We start from the raw sequence: 15,976 nt of genomic DNA, 5'->3' as shown, positions 1-15,976 counted from the left end.
CCGGCGTCCGCGGGTTGGTACGGTGGGACGTCGCCGGACGCGCAGACCCTGGACACCGAGGAGGACTCGTCCCGCATGAGCACTCCCGATGAGATCCTCCGCGGGCTCGACGCCGAGCAGCGGCAGGCCGCCACCGCCCTCCGGGGCCCCGTGTGCATCCTGGCCGGCGCCGGCACGGGCAAGACCCGCGCCATCACCCACCGCATCGCCTACGGCGTCGCCTCCGGGGTGTTCGACCCCCACCGCACCCTCGCGCTGACGTTCACTGCGCGCGCGGCCGCGGAGATGCGCACGCGCCTGCGCGACCTCGGGGTGGACGGCGTCCAGGCCCGCACGTTCCACTCCGCCGCGCTGCGCCAGCTGCAGTACTTCTGGCCGCAGGCCGTCGGCGGTCCGATGCCCACGCTCGTGGAGAACAAGGTGCGCCTGCTCACCCAGGTGGCCCAGGGCATGCGCATGAGCGTGGACCGCGCCGGGCTGCGCGACCTCGCCGGCGAGATCGAGTGGGCCAAGGTCTCCCTCCACGCTCCCGAGGGATACGCCGAGGCGGCCAAGGAGCGGGAGATGCCCTCGGGTTGGACCGCCACCACCGTGGCGCGCCTCTACACGGGGTACGAGGAGGCCAAGACCGCCCGCAACATGATCGACTTCGAGGACGTGCTGCTCATCCTCGTGGGCATCCTCTCCACGGAGCCGCGCATCGCGGCCACGATCCGGGACCAGTACCGCGTCTTCGTGGTGGACGAGTACCAAGACGTCTCCCCGCTGCAGCACCGCCTCCTGGACCTCTGGCTCGGGGACCGCGCGGACCTGTGCGTGGTGGGCGACTCATCCCAGACGATCTACTCGTTCACGGGCGCGACCTCCCGCTTCCTCACAGGCTTCCGCGAGCGCCACCAGGAGGCCACCGTCGTCAAGCTCGTGCGCGACTACCGCTCGAGCCCCCAGATCGTGGAGGCCGCCAACCGGCTCCTCGCGGCGCGCACGGCGGAGGGGCAGCGCGACCGCCGGCTCCCGCACTGGCCCGAGCCGCTCCAGCTCACCTCGCAGCGCCCCGCGGGGCCCGACGTCGTCTTCGCCGAGTGCACGGACGACGAGGCCGAGGCGGGCTGGGTGGCCCAGCGGATCCGCGAGCTCGTGGACGGGGGCACTCCGCCCGCCGAGATCGCGGTCCTCTTCCGCACGAACGGCCAGTCGGAGGCGTTCGAGACCGCTCTGTCCGCGGCGGGACTGGGCTACCAGCTGCGGGGCGGCGAGCGCTTCTTCTCCCGCCGCGAGGTGCGCGACGGCATCCTGCAGCTGCGCGCCGCGGCACGCGCCGACCCGGGTCTCACGGGGGAGGAGGTGACCGCCCGTGCACGGGACGTCCTGGCCTCCCTCGGGTACTCGGCCGAGCCGCCCGCCGCCACGGGCGCGGCGCGCGAGCGCTGGGAGTCGCTGCACGCGCTCGTGAACCTCGCCGACCAGCTGGCCGCCGCCCGCGGGGCCGAGTTCACGCTCACCGAGCTGGTGGCCGAGCTCGACGAGCGCGCCCAGCACCAGCACGCCCCCACGGTGCAGGGCGTCACGCTCGCCTCCCTGCACTCGGCCAAGGGCCTCGAGTGGGACGCGGTCTTCCTGGTGGGGCTGTCCGAGGGGCTCATGCCCATCTCCTTCGCGGACACGCCCGCCGAGATCGACGAGGAGCGCCGCCTGCTCTACGTGGGCATCACGCGCGCCCGCCAGCATCTGTCGCTGACGTGGACGCTCTCCCGCGGCACCGGCGGGCGCGCCTCGCGGCGGGCCTCCCGCTTCCTGCGGGACATCGACCCGACCCTCGGCGGCACCCGCGAGCACGCCCCCGCCGCCGCGTCCGGGGCAGGCGCACCCCGCGGCCGGCGGCGCGGCGCCACCGTGGCCACGTGCCGCACGTGCGGCAAGGCCCTCGAGACGGGCGCCGAGCGCAAGGTCGGCCGCTGCCTGGACTGCCCGGCCACCTACGACGAGGCCGTTCTCGACACCCTGCGGGACTGGCGCGCCAGCACCGCCCGCGCGGGGAAGGTGCCCGCGTTCGTGGTGTTCACGGACGCGACCCTCGTGGCGATCGCCGAGGCCATGCCGGCCACCCCCCTCGATCTCATCAAGGTCCCGGGCGTGGGCAAGGCCAAGCTGGACCGCTACGGCCCGGACGTGCTCGAGCTGCTCCAGGGCACCGCGCCCGCCTGAGTCACCAGGTCCGCCTGAGGCACCATGCCCGCCTGAGATACCGGGGGGTCGGATCACGCGCCCGGGTCAGGCCCCCGACGAAGGCTCCCCGAGGTCCGGCGGCCCGCCGAAGCCGGGCAGCACCCCGAACTCCTGGTGCAGCTCCCCGCTCAGCTCCCGGGTGAGCGCGGCCAGGTCCGCCGCCATCCCGTCCGGGTCGCACGGGCACCCGTGCCGCGGGCGGACGCCCTCGGTGGTCTCGTCCAGCGCATAGGCCCAGCTGCGCACGACGCCCTGCCATGCGGGGGAGGAGGAGCCCGCGATCAGCAGGTCGTGGACGAGGACGGCGGTGCGCAGTGCCCCGAGCACACTCTCCGGATCCTCCTCGCCCGGCCCGTCCTCCCACGCCGCGTCGCGGCTTCGGCCGGTGGCGGCCTCCTCCGCCGGGCGGCGGACGTGCTCGCACAGGGCGCACCCGGGGGATCCGGCGATCGTCCAGGGCCCGACGGCCGACTCCTCGTCCACGACCACCGGCAGGAGCGGGTGCTCGGCGGCCAGCGCCCGCGCCACGAGCGATTCGTCGATCCGCCCGCGCGTCACCGAGACGGTGGCCGTCCCCATGAGCACGGCCTCCGGCCCGTGGTGGGCGAACACCCGCTCGCGCGGGTGGAGCTCGCGGATCCGCCGCTCGGCCGCGACGGCACGGGGCCGGCCGAGGTCCGCCGGCCGGTAGCCCGTGCCGAGGTCCGACGCCCCCACGGGCGTGGGATCCCACAGGGCGAGCGGGCCCATGCCCCGGCTGGCCAGGAGCAGGGCGATCGCCAGCCCGGTGCGGCCGAGCCCCGTGACGTGGACGCCGTCGGGGAAGTCCACGGGCGGGCCGTGGGGAGGAGCGGAGGAGGTGGGACGGCCTTCGCCGTCGGGAGGCGGGAGGGGGCGGGGCATGGAGGTCTCCGATCGCTCGACGTGGCCCCACGGTGTCACGAGGGAGGCGCCGCGGGGGCCTCATCCACAGGGATCCGCGGAGCCGTCGCGCACAATGGAGTGATGCCGCCGCGTCGCCCCGCCTCCCGCCCGGTCCGCGAGACCGTCGACCTGGACTGGGAGGGCACGCCGGTGCGGCTCGTGCGCTCCACCGCGCGCACGCGCACCGTGTCCGCCGTGTGGCGCGAGGGCCGCCTGCAGGTCTCCGTCCCCGCCCGGCTCTCCCGCGCCGAGGAGCGGGAATGGATCTCCCGCATGGTCGAGCGCGCGGGCGCGGCCCCGGCGCCCGCTAGGCCCGACCCCGGGGCCTCCGCCCCGGGCGACGCCGCCCTGCTGGCCTGGGCGCGTCGCGTCTCGGCCGAGCACTACGGGGGCGAGGCGGATCCGGTGAGCGTCACGTGGTCCACGCGGCAGCGGCACCGCTGGGGATCGTGCACCCCGGCTCGGCGCACCATCCGGCTCTCGGCGCAGCTGCGCGGCATGCCCGACTGGGTGGTGGAGGCCGTGCTGGTGCACGAGGTGGCCCACCTGCTCGAGTCCGGCCACGGGCCCCGCTTCCAGAGGCTCGTCGCCCGCCACCCCCGCTACGCCGAGGCCATGGCGTTCCTCGCCGGCGTCACCTACGCGCAAGGCCGCGGCCTCGCCGCCGGGCCCGCTTCCGCAGACGACGACGTCGCCGCCCCGGGCTGGGGCGACGACGTCGAGGGGGGCTGAGGCAGGCGCGGGGCTCAGCCCTCCTTGGGGGCCTCGCCGAAGCCGCCGTCGAGAAGCCGCTGCAGCTCGTCGTCGAGGGCGTCCGTGGAGGCGTCCGCGGCCGTGCGGCGCTCCGCGTAGCCCGTGGGGTCGTCGAGGTCCTCGTCCGTGGGCTGGCGCTCGGGATGGCGCCAGATCGCCTCGCGGTACTCCTTGCCCTGCTCGGCCGTGACGTGCTCCCAGAACGCGGCCGCCTCGCGCAGGCGGCGCGGGCGCAGCTCGAGGCCCACGAGGGCGGCGAACGCCTGCTCGGCGGGTCCCCCGGAGGCGCGCCGACGGTTCATGGTCTCGCGCAGCGCGCTCGCGGACTCCAGCGGCGTGGCCGCCTCGGCGACGACGACGTCGACCCAGCCCTCCACGAGGGCGATGAGCAGCTCGAGCTGCTCGAGGGCGGCGCGCTGGGTGGCATCCGGCTCGGCGATGAACGACGCGCCGTCGAACACGGCCTGCATGGACTCCGGGTCCATGGGGTCGACGGACTCCGCGGCCCGCTCGATCCCGCTCACGTCCAGGCGGATGCCGGCCGCGTACTGCTCGATCGCGGCGAACAGGTCCCGCTCGAGCCACGGGGAGTGCAGGAAGAGGCGCATGCGGGCCACCTCGCGCAGCGCGAGGTACAGGCGCACCTGGTCGTCCGGGACGCTGAGCCCGTCGCCGAACTCCTCGATGTTCACGGGGATCAGGGCCAGGCGGTGGCCGGCGATCGGCAGGCCGATGTCCGTTCCCGAGAGCACGTCCTTGCCGAGCGCGCCCACGGCGCCGCCGAGCTGGAGGCCGAACATGGTGCCGCCCATGTTCTTGAGCATGGGCTGCAGGCCGCCCAGCATTGAGGGGTCCATGCCCTCGGGCAGCTGGCCGGGCAGCTGCTGCTCGATGGCGGCGGACATCGCGTTCGCGAGCGAGACGGCCACGGGGCCGGTCATCCGCTGCCAGTTCTCCATGGTGGCCTCGACCCACTCGGCGCGGGACCACGCGGCCCCCATCTGCCCCGTGGACTCCGTGTCCGTCACGCCGTCCAGCCAGAGCTCGGCCAGGCGCAGGGCCTCGTCCACCTCGCGGCGGGCGAAGGAGCCCACGGCGGGGTCCTCGCCGGCGACCGCCTGGCGCGCGGCCTGCCTGGCCAGGGTCCAGTTGACCGGGCCCTCGGAGCCCGCGCCCGGGTTCATCATGGCCTGGAACTGCGCCATGGCCTGCTGCATCATGGCGGGGTCCAGCCGGGAGGGGTCGAAGGGCATGCCGCCGGTCCCGCCCATGCCCTGCATGGCGCGGCGGATCTCCTCGACGTCCGGGGCCTGCCCGCCGAACATCTGCCGGAGCATGTCCTCCAGGGGGTCGCGGCCGTCGTCGGATCCGGGGGTCTGCGGGTGGTCAGTCATGCCGAACAGCGTATCCGCGGGCCTCGCGCCAGGCCCACGGATGGACGGCGCGGCGCCGCGGTTCGCGCAGGGCGCACGACGGCGCTCCGGCCCGGCCCCGGCCACGGCGGCCCCGTAGACTGGTGCGACCGTCCCCCCGCCAGCGCGTCCGCGCCTGCGGCGACGGCCCCTGATCCAGGACCACGGCAGGAAAGTCGGTGTCGCGTGCCCGCAGTGCCCCGCGCAAGGAGCCGCCGCGGCGCCGCGCGCCCGTCGGTCTCCGGATGGATCGCCGCCGCCTCGGCGGCCACCGCCCTCGCGCTGCCCGCGCCGTACCTGCTGGAGGGGCCCGGCCCGGCCATCGACGTGCTGGGGGAGGCCGACGGCCACCCCGTCCTCACCGTCGACGGCGCCTCCCGGGCGGACCCGGGGGAGGGCGCCCTGGACATGACCACCGTGATGGTCTCCGGCCCGCCGACGGGCTCCACCTCCGTCCTCGAGCTTGCGAGCGCGCTCGTGGACCCGGGACGCGACACCACGCCGCGCGAGCTGGTCTACCCCACGGGCGTGTCCGCAGACCAGGTGAGCGAGTCCAACGCGTGGGCCATGACCGCCTCCCAGGACCTGGCGACGGCGGCCGCCCTGCACGAGCTCGGCCGCGACTACGGCCGCGGGCTCGCCGTGCGGGAGTTCGCCCCGGACAGCCCGGCCCGCGACGTGCTGCGTGCCGGCGACGAGGTGCTCACGGCGGGCGGGACGCCCGTGGACGACGTCGCCGCCCTGCGCTCGGCGGTCGACGCCGCCGGCCCCGGGCCGGTCGCCCTGCGTGTGCTCCGGGACGGCGTCGAGACGGACGTGGAGGTCCCCGTGCGCGCCGCGCCGGAGGGCGCGGGCCAGGCGTGGCAGATCGGCGTGTACCTCGAGACCGTGTACGACTTCCCGGTGGACGTGGAGATCAGCCTCGAGGACATCGGCGGCCCCTCCGCGGGCACCATGTTCGCCCTCGCCGTCCTGGAGCGCCTCACGCCCGGCGCGATGACGGGCGGCGCGCACATCGCGGGCACCGGCACCATCACCGAGGAGGGCGAGGTCGGTCCCATCGGCGGCATCGCCCAGAAGGTGCGCGGCGCCGCCGACGCCGGAGCGGCCGTGTTCCTGGCCCCGGCCGCCAACTGCGCGGACCTCGACGGCCGCGTGCCCGAGGGCATCGCCGTCTACGCCGTGGACGCCCTCTCGACCGCGCGCGGCGTGGTCGAGGCCGTGGGCCGCGGCGAGACCCCCGACGGGGTGCCCACCTGTGGGTGATCCCCCCGCCCTTCGACATCCCGCGCGTCCCCTCCGTGGCCGCGGCGGACGACCCCGGACCCCAGACGCCCGTGCCGCCCGGCACGGCGCCGACCCCAGACCCCGCCCCCGGCGGGGAGAGGAGAGACAGTGAGCTTCGGACAGGGAAGCGGCGGGCCCTTCGGCGGCCCGCCCCGTGACGGCGGCGGATCCGCCGGCGCGGGGGGCTCCGGCCCCTTCGGCGGCTTCGGCCCCTTCGGCGGCGCCCCCATGGGCCCGGGCGACGGCGGGCCCGCGAGCCCCGGCAGCGGCGGTCCCAGCGGGCCCGGCGACGGCAACGGCAGCTCGGCGGCCGGCCGGCCCCGGCCGGCGACCCCCGGCCGCCCCAGTGCGCTCGTGCTCACGATCGTCTCCGTGGCGATCCTGGTGGGCCTGTTCGTGCTGTTCACCAACGTGTACACGGACGTGCTCTGGTTCTCCCAGGTGGGCTACGAGGACGTCTTCTGGACCGAGGTCCTCACCAAGGCGGCCCTGTTCCTGATCGGCGCGCTCCTGATGGGCTCCGCCGTGTGGCTGGCGACGCGGCTCGCGTGGCGCCACCGCCGGCAGGACGCCCCCGCCGACGCGCGTGACTCGCTCAGCCAGGCCCAGCGCCAGCTCGAGCCCATGCGCCGCCTCGTGTTCCTCGCGGTGCCGGTCATCCTGGGCCTCTTCGCGGGCTCGGCGGCCATGAACGGCTGGACGACCGTCCAGCTGTTCCTCCACCAGGTGCCCTACGGCCAGACGGACCCCGAGTTCGGCCTGGACCTCATGTTCTTCCTGGCCACGCTCCCGTTCCTCACCCTCGTGGTCGGGTACCTCGTCTCCGTGGTGCTCGTGGCGGGGATCGCCGGCCTCATCATCCACTACCTGTACGGCTCCGTGCGGGTGGAGGACTCCGGGGGACTGTCCGTCACGCCCTCCGCGCGGGTCCACATCGCGGTGACGCTGGCGCTGTTCCTGCTCCTCCAGGCCGTCACGTTCTGGCTCAACCGGTACCGCACCACGCAGTCACAGACCGGCTCGTGGGCGGGCGCCATGTACACGGACGTCAACGCCGTGATCCCCACCTCCGCGATCCTCGCGGTCACCGCCCTGATCGTGGCCGCGCTGTTCGTGTGGACCGTGTTCTCCGGACAGTGGCGCCTGCCGCTGGTGGGCACCGCCGTGCTGGTCATCACCGCCCTCGTGGTGGGCACGGCCTACCCGTACCTGGTGCAGCAGTATCAGGTGCAGCCCTCCGAGCGCACGCTCGAGGCCGAGTACATCGACCGCAACATCCGGATGACCCGTGAGGCCTACGGCCTCGACGACGTGCAGGTCACCACCTACGAGGGCAGCGTCGAGGCGCAGGAGGGAGCCCTCGCCGGCGAGGAGGCCAACACGGCCAACGTGCGCCTCATGGACCCGAACCTCATCTCGCAGACCTTCGGGCAGCTCCAGCAGTTCCGCCCCTACTACTCGTTCCCCGGCACGCTGCACGTGGACCGCTACGAGGTGGACGGCGAGTCCCGGGACACCATCCTCGCCGCGCGCGACGTGAACGTGGAGGACTCCCAGTCCTGGGTGAACCGCCATGCCATCTACACGCACGGCTACGGCATGGTCATGGCTGACGCCTCCGAGGTGGCGGCCGGCGGCCGTCCCTCGTTCCTGCTCTCCGAGATCCCCTCGCGGGGCCCGCTCACCGACGACTCCCAGTACGAGCCGCGCATCTACTTCGGGCTCAACTCGCCCGAGTACTCCGTGGTGGGCGCGCCGGAGGGCGCCCCCGCCGTCGAGCGCGACCGCCCCCAGACGGCGGACTCCGGGGAGGACACGGCCTACACCTTCGCCGGCGACGGCGGCCCGGCCGTGGGCGGGCTCTTCAACAAGCTCGCCTACGCCGTGAAGTTCGGCTCGCCCGAGCTCCTGCTCTCCTCGGATGTGAACAGCGCCTCGCAGATCCTCTACGACCGCCATCCGGAGGAGCGGGTCCGCAAGGTGGCCCCGTACCTGACGGTGGACACCAACGCCTACCCGGCGATCGTGAACGGGCGCGTGAAGTGGATCGTGGACGCCTACACGACGTCCGACCAGTTCCCCTACTCCACGTCGCAGCGCCTCGGCGACGCCACACAGGACGCGCTGAACCGCGACCAGCGGGCGCTGCTGACCGGCCAGGTGAACTACATCCGCAACTCCGTGAAGGCCACCGTGGACGCCTACGACGGCTCCGTGGAGCTCTACGCCTGGGACGAGGAGGACCCGCTGCTGAAGGCGTGGCAGGGCGTGTACCCGTCCTCGCTCAAGCCCTACTCGGAGATGAGCGCCGCCCTCCTGGACCACGTGCGCTACCCGGAGGACATGTTCAAGGTGCAGCGCGAGCTGCTGGGCCGCTACCACGTGACCGACGCAGACGACTTCTACGAGAACAACGACGCCTGGTCCGTGCCCGCCGACCCCACGCAGGACGACCCGAACGTCAAGCAGCCCCCGTACTACATGACCCTGCAGGTGCCCGGCCAGGACGAGCCCGCGTACTCGCTGACCACCACCTACATCCCGCAGATCACCGAGGGCTCGCAGCAGCGCAACGTCCTCTACGGGTTCCTCTCGGCCAGCGGCGACGCCGGCACGGGCAGGGACGGTGAGCGGGCCGAGGGCTACGGCACGCTCCGTCTGCTGGAGCTGCCGCGCCAGACCACGGTCCCCGGGCCGGGCCAGGCGCAGGCCAACTTCGACTCCAACGCCGGCGTCTCCCAGGAGCTGAACCTGCTGCGCCAGGGCGCCTCCGAGGTGCTCAACGGCAACATGATCACGCTCCCGGTGGCGGGCGGCATCCTCTACGTGCAGCCCGTGTACGTGCGCTCCTCGGGCGCCACGTCCTACCCCACCCTGCGCAAGGTGCTGGTCTCCTTCGGGGACAGGGTGGGCTTCGCCGACACCCTCCAGGAGGCCCTGGACCAGGTCTTCGGCGGCGACTCCGGGGCCGTGACCCCGGAGGAGAACCAGGGCGACGGCGAGGGCGAGCCCGGCCAGGGTGAGCCCGGGGAGCCGAAGCCCGCGGACCAGGAGCTGAGCGCCGCGCTCGCGGAGGCGCAGGACGCCATCGCGCGCGGCCAGGAGGCCATGGCGGCGGGCGACTGGGCCGCCTACGGCGAGCAGCAGAAGCGCCTCGACGAGGCGTTGAAGCGGGCGACGGCGGCCGACGACGCCCTGCGCGGGACCCCGCCCGCGGACGGGGCGGAGGAGGCCCCCGAGCCCCAGCCCGCGGGCTGAACCGACCACGCCCCCGCCGTCTCGGATGGCGGGGGCGTGGCCGTCAGGTGACGGGCGGCTGTCCTCGATTTGAACGCACCGCTCCGGGCGTGTATAGTCATACGAGTCGCCGCGGGGTGGAGCAGTTCGGTAGCTCGCCGGGCTCATAACCCGGAGGTCGCAGGTTCAAATCCTGCCCCCGCAACGAGAAGAGAAGGCCCCCAGCATCTGCTGGGGGCCTTCGTCTTTGTGCTGACGGCGACGCGCGGCCGGGCGCGTGGTGGTGTCTCTCACCGTGCGGGCGGGGGCGGAAGTCCCCGTGACCGCCGGACGCCCCAGAATTCAGCGATCCCTGAGCCTGGTGGGCGCCAGGCTCGCGCTGCGGACTCCCTCGCTTTCGCTTGACTGTGCAATAATGTTGAAGGAACGGCATGCGGCACTCGGACATCCCCTTCCCGGACCGTGATGCACGGCAGTCTTTCCATCGTCTTCACGATCCCCAGGGGGCCCACATGAACGAATCCACCACGAGTCACTCCACGCTCAGCCGCCGCACCGTTGCCAAGGGGGTGGCCTGGTCCGTGCCTGCGGTGGCGGTCACCATCGCTGCGCCCGCATACGCCAGCTCCGGGGTGTGCCCGCTCACGTCGAGCTCCTCGAGCGGCCTCTACCGCACCGAGAATGACGGCAAGTACTGGGTCTACACGGACGCCAGCTTCGGTCGCGTGTGGGTCGACGGCCTGCCCGAGGGCGTGACGGTCACCTCGGTGTCCACCACGAAGTACCTGGCTCACGCGGACTTCCGTTGGGTGAACAACACCGACGGCACCGGTAACGGCGGCCAGTACCTCACCGGTGACGGCAAGACCTGGGCCGCCTTCTCCGGGACTACCGGCACGCTGCGCTACTACGACTCCAAGGGCTCCACCGCCGGCACTCCGGTGACCAACACCGCCACCTACGACGTCTGGGCTCTGAAGAACTCCTATGGGCCCTGTGGCCGGGACACCGAAGCCCACCACTACGTCGGCTACACCAGCACCTGGACGGCCACCGAGCAGAACAACACCCTGCGTCAGGGCGTCTACGAGACGGACGCCAACGGCTGCCGCAACTTCATGATCCCCGAGCTCGGGGAGTTCACCATGCGCGAGCCGAATGCGCATGCTCTGTGGCACGAAGGAGACCTGTCCTGGCGTACCTTCCAGACCTACGAAGCGGTCCTGAGCGACGGCACGGTCCTGACCTGGGCCACGTGGTCCTCGAAGGCGTATACGTACTACGGCGCCGATGGTCAGGTCGACGATCTGAGCGCCTGCTGAGCGCATCGTCGCACCGCTGCGGCTCTGCTGCGGCATGAACGAGGGGCCCGCACCATTCGGTGCGGGCCCTTCGTCGTGCGGTCAGTGCGCGACGCTCACGCGCCCGCGGTCACTCGCTCTCGTCGGGTCGGGTCGGTGCGGCGCAGCCAGACGGCGGCCACGACGGCGGCCACCGCGATGGCGCCCCAGATGCCCACGACGGCCCAGGTCATGCCCGCGATGAGCAGCAGCGGCACGAAGGACACGGCCGCGATCTCCACGGGCACCACCGGGATGTAGGCCACGCCGAACTGCTCCATGGTCCCGGACTTCAGCTTCGGGTCCACGATGCGCAGCATGGCCACGCCCGTGGCGACGGCGCCGGTGGCCCAGCCCCACGTGAACAGCTGCTTCTCGAACCACGAGTCGGTCATCACCCGCGGCGCCACGACGATCCCCAGGAACAGGGCCAGCGCGAGGCCGATCACGAACAGGAGCAGCAGCGGCTGCCAGTAGTCCACGACCACGGTCGGGGCGATCGCGGCGATGCCACAGACGATGAGGATGTCCGTGGCGGTGCCGGACACCGAGTTCAGCGAGCCCGGGTCGAGGAACTTCGCCGTCTTCGTGGCCTGGAACAGGACGCGGGCGATAAGGCCGAGGAGGAACGCGATCGCGAACGCAGGGATGATCAGCTGGGGTCCGTCCTCACCCACGATGGTCGGCCACACGGCCGTGATCCAGGAGACGACGCCGTGCGCGGCCGCCGCGATCATCGCGACGACGCCGACCTGGAAGGCCAGCGACTCCACCGAGGCCGCCGAGAAGGTGTGCCGGCCGATGACCGGGCGCTCCTCCACCTGGCTCAGCACGCCGGTGCGCAGCTCGTCGGGGACGGAGGTCAGGCCCGCGAACTCCCGCGCGTGGCCGCGCTGCGCGCCGATCTTGGCCTGGATGATGCCGCCGACCACGCCGACGATCATGCCGACGGTGGCCGAGGTGTAGGCCAGCGAGGTGACGGTCGGGTCGCCGTTGGCCGCGTAGGCCTGGCCGACAGCCGCCGCGGAGCCGAAGCCGCCCGCCCAGCCGGCGAACAGCAGGGCGGCGAACGAGTCGGGCGCGTCGAACAGCGGCTGCAGGAGGACCAGTGTGACGAGGGCGCCGATGGCCACCTGGGAGGCGTAGATCAGCACGCCGTAGGACGCGAACGCACCCACGGGGCGGCCGATCTTGCGGACGTCGAAGTCGTCGGTGAGCGCGATGCACACGAACACGATGACGATCAGGATCGAGCCGTACGTGCCCAGCTGGGAGCTGAACGGCAGCCAGCCCAGGCCGTTCGGGCCGAGGGCCAGGCCCAGGATGCCGGCGATGACGGAGGCCGGGATCATGAGGGTCTGGAGGGGCGTGATGACGGCACGGGCCAGCGTGCCCACGGCCAGGAGCGCGCCGATGAGGCCGGCGTCCACCAGGACGGACCACGCCGTGAACTGGTCTTGCATGTGGAGGTACCCCTGTCGGGTGCGAGGGAGGAACGAGGATCCCCCGAGGGATGCGGGGGACTGGGGGACCCTAGCAATCCGCCCCCGCAGACGCGAAGACGGCGACGCCGGGCACCCGGGAGGGGTGCTCGACGTCGCCGTCGTCGAGGGGCGGACGCGGCCGCGGCGCGGCCGGCGTCGTCCCGCAGGCGATCAGGCCTGGGCCTGGGCCTGGGTGGCCGTCTCGTCCTCGGCGTAGTCCAGCTGGAGGTTCTGGCCCTCGGCGGCGGAGGACTCGATCTGGGCGGGCGACTGGCCGGCCTTGAGGGCAGCGAGGCGCGCCTCGACCTCGGTCTGCTCGCCGAGGTCCTCGAGGGACTCGAACTGGGCGTCCAGGGAGGAGGAGGCGAGCTCCTGCTGGCCGCGCACGCGGGCCTCCTCACGGCGGACCTTCTCCTCGAAGCGGTTGACCTCGGAGGTGGGGTCCAGCAGGTCGATGGACTTCACGGCGTCGGCCACGGCGGACTGGGCGTGGGCGGACTTCGCGCGGGCCGTGAGCTCGTCCCGCTTGGAGACCAGCTGCTGGCGCTTGACCTTCATCTGGTCGAGGCCGGTCTTGAGGCGCTCCACGATGTCGCGCTGGGAGGTGATGGTCGGCTCGGCCGACTTCATCTGGCGCTCGGCGTCCATCTGGCGCTCGATGGCGACCTTGGCGAGGTTGTCGAACTTGTCCGCGGAGGCGGTGTCGCCGCTGCTGCGGAAGTCGTCGGCCTTCTGCGAGGCGGCGAGGGCCTTCTGGCCCCAGCTGCGGGACGCGTCCTGGTCCTCGCGGTAGTCGTCCTCGATCATGCGCAGGTTGCCGATGGTCTGGGCGACGGCGGCCTCGGCCTCCGCGATGTTGTTCGTGTAGTCCCGGACCATCTGGTCCAGCATCTTCTGGGGATCCTCCGCCTTGTCGAGCATGGCGTTGATGTTGGCCTTGGCCAGGGTGCTGATGCGACCGAGGATGGACTGCTTGACCATGATGTCTGCCTTTCGTCGGTGTTCCATTTCCCGCGGGCCGGCGGCCCGCGGTGGTTCGTGCGTCCCGGCCGGCCCGAGGGCGGACGGGTCCCGTGCCGGTCAGGACCGGGCCGGGGCCGGCGCGTCGACGCCGGAGTCGTGGGCGATCAGAAGCCTCCGCCGCTGATGTCGCCGAAGCCGCCGAAGTCGCCGCCGCCGAGCCCGCCGCCGTCGAATCCGCCGAAGCCGCCGCCGCCCCACGAGTCGTGGTGGCCGCCGCCGAGCATCGAGTTCATGAGGATGCCGCCGAGCAGCGCGCCGCCGAGTCCGCCCGCGAAGCCGCCGCCGACGCCGCTGCGCTGGTAGCCCATGCCGGGGCCGTAGCCCATGGTGCCCATGCCGCCGCCGTAGCCGAAGCCGCTCACGTCCTCCTGCGCGAGCTCGCTCGCGCGGTCGGCCAGCTGGGAGGCGCGCTGCGCGTGCTGCAGGGCCGTCACGGGGTCGGAGCCGCCCAGCTGCATGGCGGTCTGGAGGGCGCGGTCCGCCTCCGCGAGCCGGGTGCGCGCCTCGGATCCCACGGCGCCGCGGCGAGCGCCGATGAAGGAGGCCGTCCCGTCGATCTGCGCCTGGGCCTGGGCGATCGCCGCCTGGAGCATCTGCGCGGCCTGGCGGGCCTGCTCGCGGCCGTCGCGCACGCTGGAGAGCGGCACGTCGAGCTGTCGGTGCGCGGCCTCGAGACGGCGCAGGAGGTCCAGCGGGTCGGGTCGTCCGGAGGCGAGGGAGGAGCGGACCGTGGTGAGGGTCTGCTTCATGCCGGCCACGGGGCCGGCGAGGTCGGCGTGGGCGCCGGAGCGGACCACGGCCTCGGCCTCGGCCACGTCCTGCTCGGACTGGGCGATGCCGGTGTGCACGTTCTGCAGCATCGTCCGCAGGGACTGGTCCGCACCGTCGACGGCCGCGGTGAGCGTGTCCACCTGGGCGAGGGACTCCTCTGCGGCGCGCACGGCCAGGGCGGCGGTGGAGCGATCCCCGGAGTTCCAGGCCTCCTTGGCCTTCGCCTCCGCGGTGCGGACGAAGTCGATGCGCTGGCGTGCCTGGGCGGCGTTGTCCTTGACCTCGGCGAGGGCGGACTCGGCGTACGAGCCGTGCAGGGCGACGAGCGCGGACTCCGCCCGCTGCACGCGCTCCTCGGCCGCCGGGACCTTGGCGGCGATGCCCTCCAGTGCCTCGGGCACGCGGTTCTCGAGGTCCCGCAGGGAGTTGAACTCCTTCTCGTGGGCGGCCAGCGCCGCGCCGACCTCGTCGCAGCGCGCGATGATCTCCTTGAGCCACGAGCGCTGTTCGGCCTCGGTGTCCGGGATCTCGTCGTCGAGCTGGTGCTGGAGCTGGAAGGAGGCGCGCATGTGCTCCTTCGCCTTGTCCAGGTCCTCGCGGAACGTCCCCACGGACTTCTCCCCGTAGGAGGCCATCGCGAACCCGAGCTCCTGCTCGGAGGAGCGGATCGCGTCGTCCGCGGCCACCAGCTTGGAGCCGGCCTTCGTGCGCAGCTCCTCCACCGGGAGCGCGTCCAGGGGGTCGCGCGGAGCGGCGGGACCGGCCGCGACCTCGCGGCCGCGGGCCTCGCCCCCGTCCTTGCGCTTGCGGCCCCGGGCCACCGCGACGCCGCCGGCCACCGCGGCGGCCACCGCGCCGGCGCCGAGCAGGCCGGTCAGCGCGCCGCCCGCGCCGTCGGAGGGGGCGGCGTCCTGCTGCCCGGAGTCCTGCCGGGCGGCGCCGCCGGCCCCGGCGCCCGCGGGGAGCGGGCCGCCCGGATCGAGCTGCGTGCCGCTGGCCCCCCGGCCGTCGAGCGCGCCGTCGGCGGCGTCGTCCACGCCCGCGATCGCGGCCTCGGCCGGGGCGAGCCAGTCGGCCGGGTCCGACGTCGGCAGGGCGGGACCGATGTACGCCGAGGTGATGTCCCCCTGCATCCGGTTGAGGGCGCTGCCGGCGTCGAAGCCGTAGAGGCCCTCCTCCACCGCGATCGCCAGCACCTGGTCATTCGAGCCCAGGGGGCGGGACGCGTTGACGTCCTCCACCACTCCCTGGGAGCCCCCGGCGCCGAACTGGTCCACGTACACCACGTAGAGGTTCTGACCGGTCTCGCGGCGCATCTGCTGGATGTCCTGCGTGAGGCGCTGCTCCTCGGAGGAGGAGAGGACGCCCGCCTCGTCCACCACCTGCACGCCCGGCGGCACGGCCACCACGGCGTGGGCGGCGGGCGCCGCCAGCGCGGCGAGGCCGAGGCCCACGCCTCCCGCGGTCACGGCGCGGCTGAGCCGGCCGACGTGCGTGGTGGGGGCGGGGATGGCCATGC

At 73.6% G+C, this 15,976-nt stretch carries 10 protein-coding genes and 1 tRNA gene; 6 read left to right on the top strand and 5 right to left on the bottom strand.

The genetic code is table 11. The annotated features are described in order from the left end of the window. The first annotated feature begins 75 nt into the window (after positions 1-75). Positions 76-2,205: an ATP-dependent DNA helicase UvrD2 gene (locus tag NJC10_RS09775; protein ID WP_319076262.1), complete on the top strand. Its 2,130-nt coding sequence runs from the start codon at positions 76-78 to the stop codon at positions 2,203-2,205. A 66-nt stretch (positions 2,206-2,271) separates the two neighbouring features. Here NJC10_RS09775 and NJC10_RS09770 read toward each other — a convergent pair whose 3' ends face one another. Continuing rightward, entirely contained in the window at positions 2,272-3,129 is an 858-nt protein-coding gene (locus tag NJC10_RS09770; RefSeq protein WP_319076261.1) for a ThiF family adenylyltransferase, read from the bottom strand. A gap of 102 nt (positions 3,130-3,231) precedes the next feature. Here NJC10_RS09770 and NJC10_RS09765 point away from each other — a divergent pair, with 102 nt between their 5' ends. Beyond that, entirely contained in the window at positions 3,232-3,882 is a 651-nt protein-coding gene (locus NJC10_RS09765) for a M48 family metallopeptidase (protein ID WP_319076260.1), read from the top strand. A gap of 14 nt (positions 3,883-3,896) precedes the next feature. Here the strand turns inward: NJC10_RS09765 and NJC10_RS09760 are convergent, their stop codons facing one another. Next, positions 3,897-5,297: a zinc-dependent metalloprotease gene (locus NJC10_RS09760; RefSeq protein ID WP_319076259.1), complete on the bottom strand. Its 1,401-nt coding sequence runs from the start codon at positions 5,295-5,297 to the stop codon at positions 3,897-3,899. A 204-nt stretch (positions 5,298-5,501) separates the two neighbouring features. Here NJC10_RS09760 and NJC10_RS09755 point away from each other — a divergent pair, with 204 nt between their 5' ends. The 4 genes from NJC10_RS09755 (at position 5,502) to NJC10_RS09740 (ending at position 11,161) form a co-directional block, all read left to right on the top strand. Further along, the gene (locus tag NJC10_RS09755; RefSeq protein WP_319076257.1) at positions 5,502-6,581 is read left to right on the top strand and encodes a PDZ domain-containing protein; all 1,080 of its coding nucleotides are present in this window, start codon (positions 5,502-5,504) and stop codon (positions 6,579-6,581) included. Positions 6,582-6,710: 129 nt separating this feature from the next. Further along, positions 6,711-9,860: a UPF0182 family protein gene (locus tag NJC10_RS09750; protein WP_319076256.1), complete on the top strand. Its 3,150-nt coding sequence runs from the start codon at positions 6,711-6,713 to the stop codon at positions 9,858-9,860. A gap of 110 nt (positions 9,861-9,970) precedes the next feature. Then, positions 9,971-10,044, top strand: a tRNA-Met gene (locus tag NJC10_RS09745). A 307-nt stretch (positions 10,045-10,351) separates the two neighbouring features. Further along, positions 10,352-11,161 carry a hypothetical protein gene (locus NJC10_RS09740; RefSeq protein WP_319076255.1) on the top strand — a complete coding sequence of 270 codons (810 nt, stop codon included), beginning with the start codon at positions 10,352-10,354 and terminating at the stop codon, positions 11,159-11,161. Between the two features lie 95 nt (positions 11,162-11,256). On the opposite strand, the gene NJC10_RS09735 is transcribed toward NJC10_RS09740, so the two are convergent. The 3 genes from NJC10_RS09735 to NJC10_RS09725 all read right to left on the bottom strand — a co-directional run bounded on the left by NJC10_RS09735 (position 11,257) and on the right by NJC10_RS09725 (position 15,974). Next, positions 11,257-12,642, bottom strand: a complete 1,386-nt coding sequence (locus tag NJC10_RS09735) for a sodium:glutamate symporter (protein WP_319076254.1) — start codon at positions 12,640-12,642, stop codon at positions 11,257-11,259. Between the two features lie 192 nt (positions 12,643-12,834). Further along, entirely contained in the window at positions 12,835-13,644 is an 810-nt protein-coding gene (locus NJC10_RS09730; RefSeq protein ID WP_319076253.1) for a PspA/IM30 family protein, read from the bottom strand. 146 nt (positions 13,645-13,790) lie between these two features. Then, on the bottom strand, positions 13,791-15,974 hold the full coding sequence (locus NJC10_RS09725) for a TPM domain-containing protein (protein ID WP_319076252.1): 2,184 nt from the start codon (positions 15,972-15,974) through the stop codon (positions 13,791-13,793). Positions 15,975-15,976: the final 2 nt, after the last annotated feature.

Source organism: Micrococcus sp. M4NT (assembly GCF_033790745.1).
Taxonomy (GTDB): domain Bacteria; phylum Actinomycetota; class Actinomycetes; order Actinomycetales; family Micrococcaceae; genus Micrococcus.
This window is presented reverse-complemented; position numbering and strand designations above follow the sequence as displayed.

Bases quoted from the DNA above. Each gene is read 5' to 3' on its own strand.
- NJC10_RS09775 (WP_319076262.1), top strand. From the start codon at position 76: ATGAGCACTCCCGATGAGATCCTCCGCGGGCTCGACGCCGAGCAGCGG.
- NJC10_RS09770 (WP_319076261.1), bottom strand. From the start codon at position 3,129: ATGCCCCGCCCCCTCCCGCCTCCCGACGGCGAAGGCCGTCCCACCTCC.
- NJC10_RS09765 (WP_319076260.1), top strand. From the start codon at position 3,232: ATGCCGCCGCGTCGCCCCGCCTCCCGCCCGGTCCGCGAGACCGTCGAC.
- NJC10_RS09760 (WP_319076259.1), bottom strand. From the start codon at position 5,297: ATGACTGACCACCCGCAGACCCCCGGATCCGACGACGGCCGCGACCCC.
- NJC10_RS09740 (WP_319076255.1), top strand. From the start codon at position 10,352: ATGAACGAATCCACCACGAGTCACTCCACGCTCAGCCGCCGCACCGTT.
- NJC10_RS09735 (WP_319076254.1), bottom strand. From the start codon at position 12,642: ATGCAAGACCAGTTCACGGCGTGGTCCGTCCTGGTGGACGCCGGCCTC.
- NJC10_RS09730 (WP_319076253.1), bottom strand. From the start codon at position 13,644: ATGGTCAAGCAGTCCATCCTCGGTCGCATCAGCACCCTGGCCAAGGCC.
- NJC10_RS09725 (WP_319076252.1), bottom strand. From the start codon at position 15,974: ATGGCCATCCCCGCCCCCACCACGCACGTCGGCCGGCTCAGCCGCGCC.